Genomic DNA, 16,454 nt, shown 5'->3' with positions numbered 1-16,454 from the left:
GATCTGAACTTTCAGGGGATCGGTGCAGGGCGCCCAAGCAGGTAGCCTTGCCCGGCAGTGACGCCCAGGCCGCGCAGCACGGCCAGTTCGGCCTCCGTTTCGATACCCTCGGCGACGACGGCGCTGCCGGTGTCGCGGGCGAAGCCGGTCAACGCGGCGGCCAGCGCGCGGCGCCCGGGATCGCCCTCGATGCCGCGAATCAGGCTCTGGTCGAGCTTGATGATGTCGGGCCGCAGCTGCAGGATGTGCCGGAAACTGGCGTAGCCCGAGCCGGCGTCGTCGATCGCCAGCCGCAGGCCGCGTGCGCGCAGGCCGTCGAGCGCTGCGCCGATCGCTGCGTATTCCTCGATCGGCGCGTGCTCGGTCAGTTCCAGCACCAGCCGGTCGAGCGGCGCCTCGGCCAGGCGCGCCGGCAAGGCTCCGCCCAGGATGGTGGCGGGCGAGACATTCAGCGACAGGTAAACGCCGGCCGGCAGGCGGGGCAGGGTGGCGAGCGCCAGCTCGATCGCCAGCAGCTCCAGTTCAGGGCCCTTGTCGACCCGGTGCGCGTCCTCGAACCAGGTGGCCGGGCAGCTGTCCGGGGCCGGGAAGCGCGACAGCGCCTCGTAGCCGAGCATGGCGCCGCTGGCCAGGTCGACGATCGGCTGGCACGCGATGCGGATGGCGCGCCTGCCGAACACTTCAGCCAGGCGGGCGCAGATCTGTTCGGTCGCCCGCTCGGCGAGTACCCGCTGTTCCAGCATGGCCGCGATCAGGTTGGCGAAGCGCCGCAAGGCGTCGGCATCCACCTGGCGCAGGCTGCTGCTGGCGCTGTGGCTGTAGCAGCAGAAGGTGCCGTACACCGAACCGTCGGACAGCCACACCGGCACACCCAGGTGGGCGCGGATCTGCAAGGCTTCGGTGCAGGCCAGGTGTTTCAGGATGGGATAGACGTGGCTGTCGTCCACAATCGCCGGGATGGTGCCGCTGATGACGTACTGGCAATAGCTCTCTGCTAGCGGATCGGAATGCCCCGGCTCGACCGGCAGCGGACCATCGGCGGACAGGTGGCGGAAGATGCGGCGGCCCTGCTTGAATTCCGAAACAAAGGCGACATCCATGTGCAGGCAGATCCTCGCCAGGTCGACCGCGGACTGGATGATCCGTTCGAGTGGTACCTGCAACTGCCGGGGTGGCGCCACCATGCTCATTCCCTCATCGGTATGGATTGTCGAGTTGCCCGAGTGACATTATAGGAGTGAGCCGGCGAGCCGTAAATATGCGCGTCGAACCTACCCGTCGTGCATGGGCGACGAGGCGCCCGGCTTTCGTGTCACTGTCTGTCCCAGAATAAAGCCTGCTGGAAATTCCTGCCTACACTCGAACGTTGGAACGTGGCAGGAACACCGATGAGCGAGAACAGCATGCAAGGCGAAACGCGGCAATGGCGGGGGCGTTACCTGGACGCGGCTCACTTGTTCGTACCCGCCCGGCTGCGGCAGGATGCCGCCGTGCTCGCGCGGGCCGAGAACGTGGTCAGCGCGGCACTGCTGGCGGCCACCGCCGGTCCCCTGTATGCACTGGCCTACTGGCTGCTGGGCCTGGAGACGGCGGCCGTCGAGATCCTCGCCTGCTGCCTGTTCATGCTGATGGCTCCGCCCGTGCAGCGCCTGAGCGGCAGCATCGCCCTGGCGCGCGAACTGTTCCTGTGCGCGCTGTTCTTCAATTTCACCTGGCTGACCTGGCATCTGGGTGGCATCGGCGCGCCGACCGCCAGCTGGCTGATTACCGCCCCGGTGGTGGCGATGTTCCTGGGCGGCGTGGCCAGCGGCGTGTTCTGGATGGCGATGAGCTGCGCCGCCGCGACGACGATCTGGGCCCTGCCGCTCATCGAGGGGGCCGCCCCGGCCGCCCCGAGCCTCGACATGCCGCTGCTGCAGCTGATCTGCAACCTGGGCCTGTACGTGGTGGTGCTGGTGTTCGTGCTGCTGTTCGAACTGACCAAGACCGAAGGTTTCGTCAAGCTGCAGCGCGCGCTGGCCACCATCAACGAGCTGGCCATCCGCGACGAGCTCACCGGCAGCCACAACCGCCGCTTCCTGCTCGGCCTGATCGAGCGGGAAAAGGAGCGCTGCGACCGCAACGGGCGGCCGTTCTGCCTGTGCCTGTTCGACATCGACTTCTTCAAGCGCATCAACGACAGCTACGGTCATGCAGCCGGCGACCTGGTGTTGCGCAGCTTCGCCCATGCGGTGCAGGGCCAGATCCGCGGCACCGACGCTTTCGGCCGCTACGGCGGCGAAGAGTTCCTGCTGATGCTGCCCGAAACCCCGGCGCCGGATGCGGTGGTGCTGGCCGAGCGGGTGCGGCGCGTCATCGAGGCCATGCGCTGCGGCGCCGGCACCGGCGACGGCGCCACCGGGATCAGCCTGACGGTATCGGTAGGCGTGGCCGAGTACCGGCTCGGCGAGACAGTGGCGCAGGCCGTCGCGCGCGCCGACGAGGCCCTGTACGCGGCCAAGTCGCTCGGGCGCAACCGGGTGCAATGCCACGACGAGGACGAACGCCCGCCGGTGCTGCCGAAAACGGAAGGGCAGGGGGGCGGGGACGATGCGGCCGCGGCGCCCGGGCCGGGCAACTGCCGCCTGGTGGACCGCGCCCAGTGCGACCAGCTCACCGGCCTGCTCAACCGGAACCTGCTGCGCGACCGCCTGCGCCACGCGATGGCCCGCGCCAACCGCAACCGCCGCCTGGTGGCCTTGCTGCTCCTGAACATCAACGGCTTCAAGGAGATCAACGACGAACTCGGCTACGAGGCGGGCGATGCCCTCCTGACCCAGGCCGGGGCCGCGATCCGGCGCTGCCTGCGCGACTCGGATACGGTGGCGCGCTGGGGCGGCGACGAATTCATCGTCCTGCTGGAAGACCTCGGTTTCGAGTCCGACGCCCAGGTGGTGGCCGAAAAGATCCTCGACCGCTTCGGCCTGCCTTTGGCGGTGGCGGGGCGCGCGTGCTTCGTCACGCTGGCGGTGGGCGTGGCCCTGTACCCGGCGGCCGATTGCGACCTCGATGCGCTGCTCAAGCGCGCCGACATCGCCATGCGCGGCGCCAAGCGCTGGGGCGAAAACAACGTGCAGGTGTATTCCGGCGACACCGCACAGCCGCAGAGCGAGCGCCTGGCGCTGAAGAACGGCTTGCGCGACGCGCTTGCACAGGGCCAGCTGTTCCTGGAATACCAGCCCCAGATCGACCTGGCCACGCAGCGCGTGACCGGGGTCGAGGCGCTGCTGCGCTGGCAGCACCCGGTATATGGCTGCGTCCCGCCGGGCCGCTTCATCCCGCTGGCCGAGGAAACCGGGATGATCGTGCCGATCGGCGACTGGGCGCTGCGCACGGCCTGCCTGCAGAACCGCGCCTGGCGCGCGGCCGGCCTGCCCGAGATCAAGACCGCAGTGAACCTGTCGGCGCGCCAGCTGAAGGAGCCGGGCCTGCCGGCGCGGGTGCTGGCCATCCTGATGGAGACCGGCATGCCGCCGCACTGCCTCGACCTCGAGATCACCGAAGGCATGCTGATCGAAGACCTCGCCGCCAACTGCGCGCTGATGAACCGGCTGCGCCAGGCCGGCGTGCTGGTGTCGATCGACGACTTCGGCACCGGCTATTCGAGCCTGAACTACCTGTCCGAGCTGCCCGTGGACATCCTCAAGATGGATGGCCTGTTCGTGCGCCGGCTCGGGTCCGCTCCCGGTGCGGCGGCGGGGCGCGGCCGCCATTACGCGATCGCCGAGGCCATCGTGTCGATGGCGCAGCGCCTGGGGCTGGCGGTGATCGCAGAGGCCGTCGAGACGCCCGAGCAGCTGGCCGACCTGTGCGCGATGGGATGCGACGCCGCCCAGGGCTACCTTTTCGCCCGCCCGCTGCCGCCCGCGGAAGTCGCCGCCATGCTGGCGCGCCAGGTGCCGGCGGCGCCGCCGGTGCCCGCATGAACCCTGTTCGCCTACCCCTTTGCCGGAGGATGCCGTGTTGAATGAACCGATTCCCTTTGATCCCGCCCACGACCTGGACGCGCTGGCAGCGTCCGGCGCCCTGGGCGGCAACGTCGCCCTGTACCGCCAGCCGCGCGGCCCCGACCTGCAGCGCCGCGCCGCGCCGCTCGAGGAGTGGTGCGCGCTGCGCACCCGCCATGGGGTCTGGCCTTATAACCGCACCCTGGATGGCCCGCCGGCGCCGCTGGCCTTGGTGGAGGGCGACGGCCTGGCGGCGACGCAGGGCATCAACTTCGCCTCGCAGGACTACCTGTCGCTCGCTTCGCACCCGGCCGTCATCGATGCGGCCATGCGGGTGCTGGCCGAATGCGGGCCGCACAGCGCCGGCTCCGCCATCCTGCTCGGCAACAGCCGCTATTCGAACGCGCTGGAAGCGGCGCTCGGCGCGCTGCTGCGCTGCCGCCAGGTGGTGCTGTTCCCGACCGGCTGGGGCGCGGCATTCGGCGCGGTAACGGCGCTGGTGCATGGCGGCGATCACGTATTGATCGACGCCCTGGCCCACGCCTCGCTGCGCCAGGGCGCCGCGGCCGCGACCCGCAACGTGACGGCATTCCGGCACCTGGACTGCAACCACCTGCGCGAACTGCTGGCCGGTATCCGCGCGCTGGACGCGAATGGCGCGATCCTGGTCGTCACCGAAGGCCTGTTCAGCATGGACGCCGACAGTCCCGACCTGCCCCTGACGCAATACCTGTGCCGCGAGTACGGCGCCACGCTGCTGGTGGACGTGGCGCACGACCTCGGCGCCATGGGACCTGCGGGAACCGGCGTGATCGGCGCCCAGGGCATGCTCGGCAAGATCGACATCGTAATGGGCGCCTTTTCCAAGACCTTCGCCTCGAACGGCGGTTTCGTCGCCTGCCATGAACCCAGCATGCGGCGCCAGCTGCAGCTGTTCGCCGGACCCCACATGTTTTCGAACGCGCTCTCGTCGGTGCAGGCGGCCACGGTGCTGGAATGCCTGCGCATCGCCGGGAGCCCTGAGGGCGACGCGCTGCGCGCGGACCTGATGCGCAATGCAGTGGAGCTGCGCGCGCTGCTGCAGGAAGCGGGCATGCGCTGCCTGGGCGCGCCATCGCCGATCGTTCCCTTGTGGACGGGCGCGGAAAGCGCGGCGCGCATCGCCGGCATGCTGCTGGCGCGCGAACGGGTATTCGTCAATCCGATGGAGTTCCCCGGCGTGCCCCTGGGCGCTGCGCACCTGCGCCTGCAGCTGATGGCGCAGCATACGCCGGCCCAGGTGCGGCGCGCGGCGCCGCTGCTGGCCGCGGCGGTGCGGCGCGCCCTCGATGCGCCACGGCCGAGCGTGCGGCCGTGCGGGCCGGCCGCAGCCTAGGCTGGCCGGGGCGGGGCGGCAGGGCGGGTGCTGCGCGCCCGCAGGACGGCGGGGTAGAATACGACCTTTACCTTTTTCGCATCCAGCCATGACCGTCCGCACCCGCTTTGCTCCCAGCCCGACCGGCTACCTCCACCTGGGCGGCGCCCGCACCGCGCTGTATTCCTGGGCCTATGCACGCCACTTCGGCGGCACTTTCATCCTGCGCATCGAAGACACCGACCTGGAACGCTCGACGCCGGAAGCGGTGCAGGCGATCCTGGACGGCATGCAGTGGCTCGGCCTGTCGCACGACGAAGGCCCGTTCTACCAGATGCAGCGCATGGACCGCTACCGCGAGGTGGTGGCCTCGATGCTGGAACAGGGCACGGCTTACCTGTGCTATTGCTCGCCGGAGGAAGTCGAAGCGATGCGCGAGCGCATGCGCGCTGCCGGCGAAAAACCGCGCTACGACGGCACCTGGCGTCCTGAGTTGGGCAAGACCCTGCCGCCGGTCCCGGAAGGCGTCAAGCCGGTGGTGCGCTTCAAGAACCCGCTGGACGGCGAAGTCACCTGGGTCGACGTGGTCAAGGGCCCGATCACCATCGCCAACAAGGAGCTCGACGACCTCATCATCGCGCGTCCCGACGGCACCCCGACCTATAATTTCTGCGTGTCGGTGGATGACTGGGACATGAAGATCACCCACGTGCTGCGCGGCGACGACCACGTGAACAACACCCCGCGCCAGATCAATATCCTGCGCGCCCTCGGCGCCGAGCTGCCGCAGTATGGCCACCTGCCGATGATCCTGGGCGCGGACGGCCAGAAGCTGTCCAAGCGCCACGGCGCCGTCAGCGTGATGCAGTACCCCGAACAGGGCTACCTGCCGGAAGCGATGCTGAACTACCTGGCGCGCCTGGGCTGGAGCCACGGCGACGACGAGATCTTCTCGATGGAGCAGTTCGTCGAGTGGTTCAACCTGGAGCACCTGACTGCGTCGGCGGCCCAATTCAATCCGGAAAAGCTGGCCTGGCTGAACAACCACTACATCAAGGCGGCCGACAACGAACGCCTGGCGGACCTGGCGCGCCCAAGGCTGGAGCGCGAGGGCGCCCGCTTCGATGGGGCGCCGGCATTGGCGGCCGTGATCGCGCTGGTGAAGGACCGCGCCAACACCATCGACGAGCTGGCCGACACGGCGATGCTGTTCTACCGCGAGCCGCAGCCGGAGGCGGCGCTGCTGGCCCAGCACCTGAGCGATGCGGTGCGTCCGGCGCTGGCGGCGTTTGCGGAGCGTTGCAAGGACGTGGAGTGGAACAAGGCGGCGATTGCCGCGCTGTTCAAGGAAGTGCTGGCTGCACACGGCCTCAAGATGCCGCAGATCGCGATGCCCTTGCGCCTGATCGTCACCGGCCAGCTGCAGACTCCGGCCATCGATGCGGTGCTGGAACTGTTCGGCCGCGAGCGCGTGCTGGCACGGATCGCCAGGTATCTATAAGCGCCTTTTTTCGGAATCTACATTTTCTGAAAACAGGTATTTGCGAAATGCAAGGCGCTCCGCTATAATGCTCGCACTTCAGCAGCACACGGTACGAAGCAGTAGGCAGTAAGGTACAGTGAAGAGGGGGTATAGCTCAGCTGGGAGAGCGCTTGCATGGCATGCAAGAGGTCAGCGGTTCGATCCCGCTTACCTCCACCAAACTCTGAAGTGCGGCAGCGAAGTGCGACAGCATCCAGGCCGCGGTAGTAAAGTAGGCAGTAGCAAGTTCAGGTCCCCATCGTCTAGAGGCCTAGGACATCACCCTTTCACGGTGAGTACCGGGGTTCGAATCCCCGTGGGGACGCCAGCGTGCAACCAGCGGCGCGCGGTAGTAGAAGTAGTTGCAGTATGTTAGAATATTGTTTTCCCGTAGGGGGTATAGCTCAGCTGGGAGAGCGCTTGCATGGCATGCAAGAGGTCAGCGGTTCGATCCCGCTTACCTCCACCACGTTGGAAAAACAATAGTTCTACAGTCCGGGTCCCCATCGTCTAGAGGCCTAGGACATCACCCTTTCACGGTGAGTACCGGGGTTCGAATCCCCGTGGGGACGCCAAGAATTTGGTTCACGCCGATGCCGCGCTGCGGTGCGGCGTACAGCAGCAGATCATCGTAGTAAACGCAGTTTTAGGTCCCCATCGTCTAGAGGCCTAGGACATCACCCTTTCACGGTGAGTACCGGGGTTCGAATCCCCGTGGGGACGCCAGTAAAAGACCGGAGTAAACCAACGCGCATGCGCGGAGAGGTGCTCCGGTTTTTCTATTTGTCCAAGGCTTTCGCAGCCTGTCTGCGCCCATCGACATGACATCCACTCCTGCCCTTACACTGGCGATCTTCTGCAAGGTCGTCGACAACTATGGCGACATCGGCATCTGCTGGCGGCTGGCGCGCCAGCTGTCGGGCGAGCACGGGCTAGGGGTCGCGCTCTGGGTCGACGACCTGGGGAGCTTTCGCCGCATCTGTCCGCAGGTCGACACGGGCGCCGGCGGGCAGGTGGTCGAGGGCGTGCTGGTGCGCCACTGGCGCGACCAGGAAGGCAGCTTCGCCCCCGGCGAGGTCGCCGACATCGTGATCGAGTTCTTCGCCGTCGACATTCCGCCAGGCTACGTGGCCGCGATGGCGCAGCGCACGCCGCGGCCCGTGTGGTTCAACCTCGAGGGCCTGACGGCGGAAGACTGGGTGGAAGGCTGCCACCGGCTGCCGTCGATGCATCCGCGCCTGAAGCTCACCAAGCACTTTTTCTTCCCCGGCTTCACGGCGCAGACCGGCGGGCTGCTGCATGAATCCGGCCTGGACGCGCAACGCCTGGCCTTCCAGGCCGACCCGGCCGCGATGGCCGGCTTCCTGGGGCGCTTCGGCGTCACGGCCGCCGAGATGGATGCGCTGAAGGTGTCGCTGTTCTGCTATCCGCACGCACCGGTGGATGAACTGTTGCAAGCCTGGTCGGAGGGCGGGCGTCCGGTGAGCTGCCTGGTGCCGGAAGGCGTCGCCGCCCCCACGGTGCAAGCGTTCGTTGGCGGTCCTGCGCCGGCCGGCAGCAGTGCGACGCGCGGCGCGCTGACGCTGCGCGTGCTGCCCTTCGTGCCCCAGCCGGACTACGACCGCCTGCTGTGGGCCTGCGACTTCAATTTCGTGCGCGGCGAGGATTCCTTCGTGCGCGCCCAGTGGGCCGGACGTCCTTTCGTCTGGCACATCTATCCGCAGGACGAGAACCTGCACCACAAGAAGCTGCGCGCCTTCCTCGGGCGCTATGCGGACGCGGCCGGCGAGCCGCGCGCACTGGACGCGCTGCAGGCCTTCGCGCTCGGCTGGAACGGCGCACAGGACATCGCTTCCTGGCCGGCGGCGTGGCAGGAGCTGCAATCGGCCATGCCGCGCATTGCCGTCCGTGCAGAAGAATGGCGCCGCGAAGTGCTCGCCCATGGCGATTTGACGACGAAGCTGCTGGAATTTGCCCGTGCGCTGAGGCTGGCCGCACAAAATCCGGTATAATGCGCGGTTAGTCTGTAACGAAATACACAGGATCAAACGTAGGCTTCCAGGCTTTCTTCGCTCACCGGCCACCGCTGATTTAATGCAACTACCTTTTTACGTAAAACTACTATGAAATTCGCTAAAGAAATCCGTGTTGGCAACATCATTATGGTGGAAGACAAGCCGTTCATCGTGCTGCGTTCGGATGTGAACGGTTCGAGCCGCACGGGCTTCACCTACAAGTGGAAGATGAAGAACCTGCTGACCAACGCGCCGCTGGAGAACGTGTTCCGCGGTGACGACAAGTTCGACGTCGTCGTGCTGGACAAGAAGCCGGTCACCTACTCGTACTTCGCCGATCCGCTGTACGTCTTCATGGACGAAGAGTACAACCAGTACGAAATCGAAGAAGAGAACATGGGCGACGCCATCAACTACCTGAAAGACGGTATGGAATGCGAAGCCGTGTTTTATGACGGCAAGGCGATCTCGGTCGAACTGCCGACCACCATCGCACGCCTGGTCGTGTACTCGGAACCGGCCGTCAAGGGCAACACCTCGGGCAACGTCCTGAAGGAAGCCAAGATCGAGAACGCCATCGAAGCCAAGCAGCATACCGTGATGGTGCCGCTGTTCGTCAGCACCGACGACGTCATCGAGATCGACACCCGCACCAACGAATACAAGCGCGTCGTGCGCAACTAAGCGACGTCGCCTCGCTGTTCGCTGTAGAAAAAGCGCTGCCTTCGGGCAGCGTTTTTTTTCGCCCGGGCTCCTGAAAATTTGCCACGCTGCTATCCTATTGCTTTAGATAAAAACAGGGAGACAAGATGGATCGCAGGGACTTCGTACGACTCGGTGTGGCGGCCGGCGCGGTAGCGGGCGCCGCAGCAGCGGCAGGCGGCGCACAGGCGGCAAGCCCGGGCGCGGGCGGCATCCTCGATGCGGGCGTGCGCGAGCAGGGGGCCCAGATGGCGGCCGGCAAGCTGAGCTCGGTCTCGCTCGTGAAGCAATACCTGGGGCGCATCGCCGCCATCGACAAGGCCGGGCCGCGCCTGAACTCGGTCATCGAAACCAACCCGGACGCGCTCAAGATCGCCGCCGAGATGGACCGCGAGCGCGCCGCCGGCAAGCTGCGCGGACCGCTGCACGGCATTCCCGTGCTATTGAAGGACAATATCGCCACCGCCGACCGGATGAGCACGAGCGCAGGCTCGCTGGCGCTGGACGGCGTGCGCGCGGTGAAGGACGCCCACATCGTGACGCTGCTGCGCAATGCGGGCGCCGTCATCATCGGCAAGACCAACCTGTCCGAATGGGCCAATATGCGCTCGACCAATTCGGTCAGCGGCTGGAGCGGGCGCGGCGGACAGACCAGGAACCCGTACGCGCTCGACCGCAACACCAGCGGTTCGAGCTCGGGCTCCGGCGCGGCGGCGGCGGCCAGCCTGGCCACCCTCACCGTCGGCACCGAGACCGACGGCTCGATCGTCTCGCCTTCGTCTTCGTGCGGCATCGTCGGCATCAAGCCGACCCTGGGCCTGCTCAGCCGCAGCGGCATTATCCCGATCGCCCATTCGCAGGACACGGCCGGCCCGATGACCCGCAGCGTGGCCGACGCCGCCCTGATGCTGGCCGCGATGGCCGGCCCGGACGCGGCCGACAAGGCGACCGCCGACAGCGGCAAGCACATCGCCGACTATGCGGCGGCGCTGCGTACGGACGGCCTGAGGGGCAAACGCATCGGCGTCGCCCGCAATTTCTTCGGCAGCAATGACGCCGTCGACGAGATCATCGAGAAGGAACTGGCGGTGCTGAAGGCACAGGGCGCGATCCTGGTGGACGTGAAGATCCCGAACGTCGGCAAGTACAACGCCAGCGAGCTGCAGGTGCTGCTGTACGAATTCGCGCCCGGCCTGGCGTCCTGGCTGAAGAACTATGCGCCGCATGCGCCGGTCAAGAACATGGCCGATGTGATCGCCTTCAACGAGAAGAACGCGGCGCGCGAAATGCCGTTCTTCAAGCAGGAACACCTGGTCGCCGCCCATGCCAAGCCGGGGCTGGACGCCAAGGAGTACCGTGAAGCCCTGGCCAACGACCTGCGCTATTCGCGCGACGAGGGCATCGACCAGGTGATGAAGGAGCACAAGCTGGACGCGCTGGTGGCGCCCACGGGCGGCCCGGCCTGGCTCACCGACTACATCAACGGCGACCACTACGGCGGCAGTTTCTCGAGCCCGGCCGCGGTGGCGGGCTATCCGCACATCACGGTGCCGGCCGGCTTTACGCGCGGGCTGCCTGTCGGGATCTCCTTCGTGGGCGGGGCCTGGAGCGAGGCGACGCTGATCGGCATGGCCTACGCCTACGAGCAGGCCACCCAGCGCCGCCGCCCGCCGACTTATCCGGCGAGCATCAACGTCAAGCTGTAAAGCTCAGCGCGAGGCTTCCCGCACACCCTCGCGCGACGCTCCGCCCTTGGCCCTGGCGAACACGGGACCCCATTGCGGGTGGCCCTGTTCGCCAGGCGCCAGGTCGAAGGAAGGGTCGAGGCGCAGTGCCCGCTCGAAGGCCTGCTGGCAGGGCTTCGGCCGGTTGGTGACGCAGTAGCTGAAGGCCGTGTACTTGAGCGCGGCGACGCGCTTGCGCACGGGCGCGCCGTTCATGTCGTTCGAGCCGAGCCGCTTGATCGCGGCGTTGAATTCGCCCTCGTGGTACAGGGCGATGCCTTCGCGCAGGGCGATGTCGTCGCGGTCGGCCGCCGGACGTTCGGGACGCGGCGCGGGCCGATCGCGGCGTTCCGCGCGCTCGGCGCGGGCGCGCGCCACGTCCTCGGCGCGCGGATGCGCGCGCGCCGGCTCCCGCTTGCTGCCAAGGATCGAGTCCAGCTGCGCGTTCAGTTGGGCGCAGCCGCCGAGCAGCATCGCGGCGGCCAGCAGGCCGGCCCGTTCCAGGCGCAGATTGGTCATGAGATTCACTCCATTCCCTCCTCAGTAAAATCCAGTTCGATCACCGAAGATGCGCCCCTGACGGCATTGACCGTCACGGTATGCTCGGGGAAGTTCGGGTTGACGATGCGGATCGTGTGCTGGCCCGGCGGCAGGTTCAGGCGCTTGAGCGGCGGGCTGGCGCCGCGGTCGACGCCGTTGACCTGCACCATGGCCCAGGGCTTGATCACCAGTTTATACGTCGCGTCGGTGGCCACAGACCCGCGCCCGGCGCCCGTGGCGGGGGCGGCTTGTCGGACCGAGGGTGGCATGCCGGCGGCCTGCTGCACGCCCGGCGCTGCGGGAACGGGCCCCGCGTCGACAGCAGCGGCGGCCAGCAGGTCGGACTCGGCCGTTTCTTCCGGCGCCGCCGTGGCAGGATCAGGGAGGAGCACCGCGGTAGCGGCGGGCGGCGCAGCAGCATCGTCCGGCAGGGCGAGCGTCAGCGTATCGCGCGAATCGGCGCCGTGCAGCAGGGCGAACAGCGCGCCGAGCGCGGCCATCAGCACGGTGGCCGCGCCCACCAGCAGCAGCCAGCGGCGCAGGCGTCCCGGTTCGGCCGCCGCGGGACGCGGCTCCGTCAGGAAGGACACCGCCGGTTCCGGGGCCGGCGCAACGACCGCCTGCGCCGGGATGGCCGGGCCGAGCGGCACGATGCCCAGCAGGTTGCGCAGCGCTTCGATGTTGTGGGGCCGCGCCTGCGGGTCGGGCGAGAGGCAGCGGTCGACGGCGGCGACGAAGGTGTCGCTGTAGTCGTCGCCCAGGCCGCGTCCCTGCAGGGGCGCGGCCGGCGGGTATTCGCGGGTGATGGCGTAGTGGACGACGGCGGCCAGGTCGTGCATGTCGCCCGCCTCGGACCAGGCGCTGCCGACGTTCTGGGAGGGCAGCAGCATCGGGTCGCCCGAGTCGAGCACCAGCACCGTTTCCGGGTTGATGGAGCGGTGCGGCATCTGCATGGCGTACTGCAGCTCAAGCGACTGCAGGATCTGGCGGAAGATGCGCCGGCACCAGACTTCGTTGACGAGTTCCTGGTTGAACTCGACCACCTCGCGCACGGTCCGGCCGTCGGTTTGCTGTTGCTGGGTTACGGGTGTGCTGGTCATCATGGCATCTGGCCGCGCCGCGACACACAAAGGATGTGTCCAGGGGTGCCCCCGGCGCGGTATTTGTATTTTGACAAATAATGCCAGATTTGCCGCAGCGGTGGCGCTGATGAGCCAACCGTGCGCGCCTGTTACATCTTGCTTACAATTCGCCGGGAGGGAGCCGGACAGGCGCTCACACCTCGAGGAAACGCATCTTGAAGTAGCGGCCCTTGATGGCGCCGAATTCCGGTCCCGGCGCCTGGCGGTCGCGCAGTTTCGCCACGGCGGCATGGGCCGCGTGACGGTCGAGCGCCACGTAGCTGGCGAACTCGCCCACGTTGATCTTGCCCACCTGTTCCTTGGTCAGGCCGGCGTCGCCGGTCAGCGCGCCGAGGATGTCGCCGGGGCGCAGCTTGGCCTTCTTGCCGCCGGCAATGTGCAGGGTCAGCATCGGCGCCGGCGCGGCCGCTTCGAGCTGTTCGCCCAATTCGTCGAGCTTGTGCCACTCGGCCGGGGCATCCTGGTATTCCTCGATCAGGCGCACCCACTTCTTCTCGTTCGGCGCGCACAGGGTCAGGGCCAGGCCGCTTTCCTGTCCGCGGCCGGTGCGGCCGATGCGGTGCACGTGCACTTCGGGGTCCTTCGACACGTCGGCATTGATGACGGTGTCGAGACTGGTGATGTCGAGGCCGCGCGCGGCGACGTCGGTGGCCACCAGCACCGAGCAGCTGCGGTTGGCGAACAGGACCAGGATCTCGTCGCGCTCCCACTGTTCCAGCTCGCCGTACAGCGCCAGCGCCGAAAAGCCTTGTTCGCGCAGGTGGTCGGCCAGTTCGCGGCAATGCGCCTTGGTATTGCAGAAGGCGAGGGTGGACACCGACTGGTGGTGCTTGAGCAGGCGCGCCACCGCATCCATGCGGTCCTCGAAGCCGATCTCGTAGAAGCGCTGTTCGATCTTCTCGGCGCTGTGCTGGCTCTCGACCGCCACTTCGAGCGGGTCGCGCAGGAAGCCGGCGGTGGCGAATCGGATGTCGTCCGGGTAGGTGGCCGAGAACAGCAGGGTCTGGCGGCGCTCCGGGCAGGCGCTGACGATGCCGGCGATCTCGTCGTAGAAGCCCATGTCGGTCATGCGGTCGGCCTCGTCCAGCACCAGGGTCTGGACCTTCGACAGGTCGAGGGTGGCGCGGCCCAGGTGGTCGCGGATGCGGCCCGGGGTGCCGACCACGATGTGGGCGCCATGCTCGAGCGAAGCGATCTGCGGGCGCATCGCCACGCCGCCCGTCAGCGTCAGGATCTTGACGTTGCCGACGCCGCGCGCCAGGCGCCGCAGTTCGTTCGCGACCTGGTCGGCCAGTTCGCGCGTCGGGCACATGACCAGGCCCTGCACCGCGAACCATGCCGGATTGAGCTTGTGCAGGACGCCGATGCCGAAGGCGGCAGTCTTGCCGCTGCCGGTCTTGGCCTGGGCGATCAGGTCGCGCCCCTCCAGAACGGCTGGCAGGGACGCGGCCTGGATCGGCGTCATCCCGTGGTAGCCCAGGGTGGCGAGGTTGGCGAGGAAGCGCGGCGCCAGCGGCAGCGAAGTGAAGGATTGGGTTTGCATGCTAGTCCAGCCAAAAGGGTTGGCCCTGAGCGGACTACGCTGAGGCCGGCGCCCAGACCGGCAAGCCGGTCAGGTCGAGATTGTCGTCGCGGCGCCAGACAGGCAGGCCGCTGATGTCGGATTCTTCCAGCTCGCCGAGAAGATTCAGCTGTTCCTGCTTCAGGGAGCTGCGGCGCTCCCTGGCGGCGGCGCGCTTCGGTTCGACAACGGGCTCAAACGGTGCGGCGGGCTCGAAGCCCGGCAGGTCGATCGTTGCGTTGTCTTTCTTGTCTCTCATCAGCTGTGCTGCGCTGCCCGGGCAAGACGCAGAAAACAAAAGCCCGGCTACAAGAGTCGGGCTTTGGTCGGTATTTGGTTGCGGGGACAGGATTTGAACCTGTGACCTTCGGGTTATGAGCCCGACGAGCTGCCAGACTGCTCCACCCCGCGTCTGAGAAAAAGATTATAACCCGGATTGGCCCGCGATGCAATCCATGCCTTACCTGCCGCCGTTCAGCCTGCCCGGGCGCGCAGGCGCCACAGCGAGGTGACTTCGCGCGAGCGCGCCGCGTGCAGCGGATCGTCCGGGTCGCCGGCCTTGCCGTGGGTCGGCCGCACATCGTGGCGCGCCGCCACGGCGAGCCCGGCCGCGTCTATCCAGCCGAGCAATTGCTCGCGGCTGCGCAGGCCCAGGTGTTCGGCCAGGTCCGACAGGATCAGCCAGCCTTCGCCGCCGGTTTCCAGGTGGGCCGCGAGCCCGCCGAGGAAGCCGCGCAGCATGCGGCTGTCAGGGTCGTAGATCGCGTATTCGATAGCCGAGCTCGGCTTACCTGGCAACCACGGCGGGTTGCACACGACCAGGGGCGCGCGGCCTTCGGGAAACAGGTCGGCTTCGAGCAGCTCGACCTGCGCGCCCAGGCCGAGGCGGGCGATGTTCTCGCGCGCGCAGCCAAGGGCGCGCGCATCCATGTCGGTGGCGACGACGCGCTGGACGCCGCGCCGGGCCAGCACCGCCGACAGCACCCCGGTGCCGGCGCCGATGTCGAACGCGAGTTTCGTCCCATGGGGCAGGGGCGCCTGCGCCACCAGTTCGACGTACTCGCCGCGCACCGGCGAGAACACGCCGTACCACGGGTGGATGTCGGCGTCGAGCGCAGGAATGCGCACGCCCTTGCGGCGCCATTCGTGGGCGCCGATCACGCCCAGCAGCTCACGCAGCGAGGCGACATAAGGCTCGTCCGCCGGCCCGTAGGCTTCGCCGCAGGCCGCGCGCACGTCGGGCGCGCGGCGCAGCGGAATCGTGTGGTCCGCCTCGAACGGCAGCAGGAGCATGGCAAGGGTGCGGGCGCGCTGCAGCTGCTGCAGGCGGTGGCGGTGGAACAATTCGGTCGGCGTAGGCGGGCTCTTGTGCGCCTTGGCGCGGCGTGCACGGTCGCTCTTGCCGTCGACGCGGCGCACCAGCGCATTCAGCAGCTGGCGCGCGTTCTGGAAGTCGCCGCGCCACAGCAGGGCGGTGCCGTCGAGCGCCAGCCGGTAGGCGGCGTCGGCGGTCATGGTGTCGTCGGCGACGAGCACCTTCTTCGGCGCCGGCCAGCCGCTCTCGGAACGCCACTGCGCCGTGCGCTCGGCGCCGCCTTCCATCCACGCGATCCGGGCCATCGACGAGATCATCAATGACTCATCAATGGTGGTGGTGCCAGTTGCCGTCGGCGGATTCGAGGTAGGACTTGACGGCGTCCGGGCTGCCGGTCGCGTGGCGCCTGGGCTCGCCGCATTCGCAGACGCCCAGGTAGGGCTGGATGTGCGAGCAGGCCGAGACCTTCTGCAGGGTGACCTTGACCGGTTTGGCGCACTTGACGCATTTGAAGGTGAGGAAGCGGGCAGGTTTCATGGTCGTAAGGATATTGGTCCGGGAAAGTGCGGCATTCTACACTGCCTCATTGCAGA

13 protein-coding genes and 6 tRNA genes are annotated in these 16,454 nt (G+C 67.7%); 11 read left to right on the top strand and 8 right to left on the bottom strand.

Annotation, left to right across the window (positions count from 1 at the left end):
- Nucleotides 1-11 precede the first annotated feature (11 nt).
- On the bottom strand, nucleotides 12-1,184 hold the full coding sequence (locus AC56KL_RS01880; protein ID WP_497178441.1) for a sensor domain-containing phosphodiesterase: 1,173 nt from the start codon (nucleotides 1,182-1,184) through the stop codon (nucleotides 12-14).
- Nucleotides 1,185-1,388: 204 nt separating this feature from the next.
- Here AC56KL_RS01880 and AC56KL_RS01875 point away from each other — a divergent pair, with 204 nt between their 5' ends.
- The 11 genes from AC56KL_RS01875 (at nucleotide 1,389) to AC56KL_RS01825 (ending at nucleotide 11,285) form a co-directional block, all read left to right on the top strand.
- On the top strand, nucleotides 1,389-3,965 hold the full coding sequence (locus AC56KL_RS01875) for a bifunctional diguanylate cyclase/phosphodiesterase (protein WP_497178440.1): 2,577 nt from the start codon (nucleotides 1,389-1,391) through the stop codon (nucleotides 3,963-3,965).
- 34 nt (nucleotides 3,966-3,999) lie between these two features.
- The gene (locus AC56KL_RS01870) at nucleotides 4,000-5,361 is read left to right on the top strand and encodes an aminotransferase class I/II-fold pyridoxal phosphate-dependent enzyme (protein ID WP_497178439.1); all 1,362 of its coding nucleotides are present in this window, start codon (nucleotides 4,000-4,002) and stop codon (nucleotides 5,359-5,361) included.
- An 88-nt stretch (nucleotides 5,362-5,449) separates the two neighbouring features.
- Nucleotides 5,450-6,841 carry a glutamate--tRNA ligase gene (gene gltX / locus AC56KL_RS01865; protein WP_497178438.1) on the top strand — a complete coding sequence of 464 codons (1,392 nt, stop codon included), beginning with the start codon at nucleotides 5,450-5,452 and terminating at the stop codon, nucleotides 6,839-6,841.
- Between the two features lie 125 nt (nucleotides 6,842-6,966).
- Nucleotides 6,967-7,042, top strand: a tRNA-Ala gene (locus AC56KL_RS01860).
- A 72-nt stretch (nucleotides 7,043-7,114) separates the two neighbouring features.
- Nucleotides 7,115-7,190, top strand: a tRNA-Glu gene (locus AC56KL_RS01855).
- 65 nt (nucleotides 7,191-7,255) lie between these two features.
- Nucleotides 7,256-7,331 (top strand) — tRNA-Ala (locus AC56KL_RS01850).
- Between the two features lie 30 nt (nucleotides 7,332-7,361).
- Nucleotides 7,362-7,437, top strand: a tRNA-Glu gene (locus AC56KL_RS01845).
- 75 nt (nucleotides 7,438-7,512) lie between these two features.
- A tRNA-Glu gene (locus AC56KL_RS01840) sits at nucleotides 7,513-7,588 on the top strand.
- 95 nt (nucleotides 7,589-7,683) lie between these two features.
- Nucleotides 7,684-8,874: an elongation factor P maturation arginine rhamnosyltransferase EarP gene (gene earP, locus AC56KL_RS01835; RefSeq protein ID WP_497178437.1), complete on the top strand. Its 1,191-nt coding sequence runs from the start codon at nucleotides 7,684-7,686 to the stop codon at nucleotides 8,872-8,874.
- 111 nt (nucleotides 8,875-8,985) lie between these two features.
- Complete coding sequence (locus AC56KL_RS01830; protein ID WP_227802152.1) at nucleotides 8,986-9,561, top strand: elongation factor P; 576 nt, start codon at nucleotides 8,986-8,988, stop codon at nucleotides 9,559-9,561.
- Nucleotides 9,562-9,686: 125 nt separating this feature from the next.
- A complete protein-coding gene (locus tag AC56KL_RS01825) occupies nucleotides 9,687-11,285 on the top strand; it encodes an amidase (RefSeq protein WP_497178436.1) in 1,599 nt (532 codons plus the stop codon).
- A 3-nt stretch (nucleotides 11,286-11,288) separates the two neighbouring features.
- Here the strand turns inward: AC56KL_RS01825 and AC56KL_RS01820 are convergent, their stop codons facing one another.
- The 7 genes from AC56KL_RS01820 to AC56KL_RS01790 form a co-directional block, all read right to left on the bottom strand.
- The gene (locus tag AC56KL_RS01820; RefSeq protein ID WP_497178435.1) at nucleotides 11,289-11,822 is read right to left on the bottom strand and encodes a TssQ family T6SS-associated lipoprotein; all 534 of its coding nucleotides are present in this window, start codon (nucleotides 11,820-11,822) and stop codon (nucleotides 11,289-11,291) included.
- Nucleotides 11,823-11,827: 5 nt separating this feature from the next.
- On the bottom strand, nucleotides 11,828-12,943 hold the full coding sequence (locus AC56KL_RS01815; RefSeq protein ID WP_497178434.1) for a serine/threonine-protein kinase: 1,116 nt from the start codon (nucleotides 12,941-12,943) through the stop codon (nucleotides 11,828-11,830).
- Between the two features lie 175 nt (nucleotides 12,944-13,118).
- Complete coding sequence (gene dbpA / locus AC56KL_RS01810; protein ID WP_497178433.1) at nucleotides 13,119-14,528, bottom strand: ATP-dependent RNA helicase DbpA; 1,410 nt, start codon at nucleotides 14,526-14,528, stop codon at nucleotides 13,119-13,121.
- Nucleotides 14,529-14,562: 34 nt separating this feature from the next.
- A complete protein-coding gene (locus AC56KL_RS01805; protein WP_497178432.1) occupies nucleotides 14,563-14,805 on the bottom strand; it encodes a hypothetical protein in 243 nt (80 codons plus the stop codon).
- 75 nt (nucleotides 14,806-14,880) lie between these two features.
- Nucleotides 14,881-14,957 (bottom strand) — tRNA-Met (locus tag AC56KL_RS01800).
- Nucleotides 14,958-15,020: 63 nt separating this feature from the next.
- On the bottom strand, nucleotides 15,021-16,178 hold the full coding sequence (locus AC56KL_RS01795) for a methyltransferase (protein WP_497178431.1): 1,158 nt from the start codon (nucleotides 16,176-16,178) through the stop codon (nucleotides 15,021-15,023).
- 10 nt (nucleotides 16,179-16,188) lie between these two features.
- The gene (locus AC56KL_RS01790; RefSeq protein WP_497178430.1) at nucleotides 16,189-16,398 is read right to left on the bottom strand and encodes a hypothetical protein; all 210 of its coding nucleotides are present in this window, start codon (nucleotides 16,396-16,398) and stop codon (nucleotides 16,189-16,191) included.
- Nucleotides 16,399-16,454 lie beyond the last annotated feature (56 nt).

This window comes from Telluria sp. ZB4P34 (genome assembly GCF_059686055.1).
The sequence above is the reverse complement of the archived record's forward strand: the minus strand, read 5'-3'. Positions and strand labels throughout refer to the sequence as shown.

What these genes read in the sequence shown, in the direction of transcription:
- AC56KL_RS01880 (WP_497178441.1), bottom strand. Translation starts at nt 1,184, where the DNA reads ATGGTGGCGCCACCCCGGCAGTTGCAGGTACCACTCGAACGGATCATC.
- AC56KL_RS01875 (WP_497178440.1), top strand. Translation starts at nt 1,389, where the DNA reads ATGAGCGAGAACAGCATGCAAGGCGAAACGCGGCAATGGCGGGGGCGT.
- gltX (WP_497178438.1), top strand. Translation starts at nt 5,450, where the DNA reads ATGACCGTCCGCACCCGCTTTGCTCCCAGCCCGACCGGCTACCTCCAC.
- earP (WP_497178437.1), top strand. Translation starts at nt 7,684, where the DNA reads ATGACATCCACTCCTGCCCTTACACTGGCGATCTTCTGCAAGGTCGTC.
- AC56KL_RS01830 (WP_227802152.1), top strand. Translation starts at nt 8,986, where the DNA reads ATGAAATTCGCTAAAGAAATCCGTGTTGGCAACATCATTATGGTGGAA.
- AC56KL_RS01825 (WP_497178436.1), top strand. Translation starts at nt 9,687, where the DNA reads ATGGATCGCAGGGACTTCGTACGACTCGGTGTGGCGGCCGGCGCGGTA.
- AC56KL_RS01820 (WP_497178435.1), bottom strand. Translation starts at nt 11,822, where the DNA reads ATGACCAATCTGCGCCTGGAACGGGCCGGCCTGCTGGCCGCCGCGATG.
- AC56KL_RS01815 (WP_497178434.1), bottom strand. Translation starts at nt 12,943, where the DNA reads ATGACCAGCACACCCGTAACCCAGCAACAGCAAACCGACGGCCGGACC.
- dbpA (WP_497178433.1), bottom strand. Translation starts at nt 14,528, where the DNA reads ATGCAAACCCAATCCTTCACTTCGCTGCCGCTGGCGCCGCGCTTCCTC.
- AC56KL_RS01805 (WP_497178432.1), bottom strand. Translation starts at nt 14,805, where the DNA reads ATGAGAGACAAGAAAGACAACGCAACGATCGACCTGCCGGGCTTCGAG.
- AC56KL_RS01795 (WP_497178431.1), bottom strand. Translation starts at nt 16,178, where the DNA reads ATGATCTCGTCGATGGCCCGGATCGCGTGGATGGAAGGCGGCGCCGAG.
- AC56KL_RS01790 (WP_497178430.1), bottom strand. Translation starts at nt 16,398, where the DNA reads ATGAAACCTGCCCGCTTCCTCACCTTCAAATGCGTCAAGTGCGCCAAA.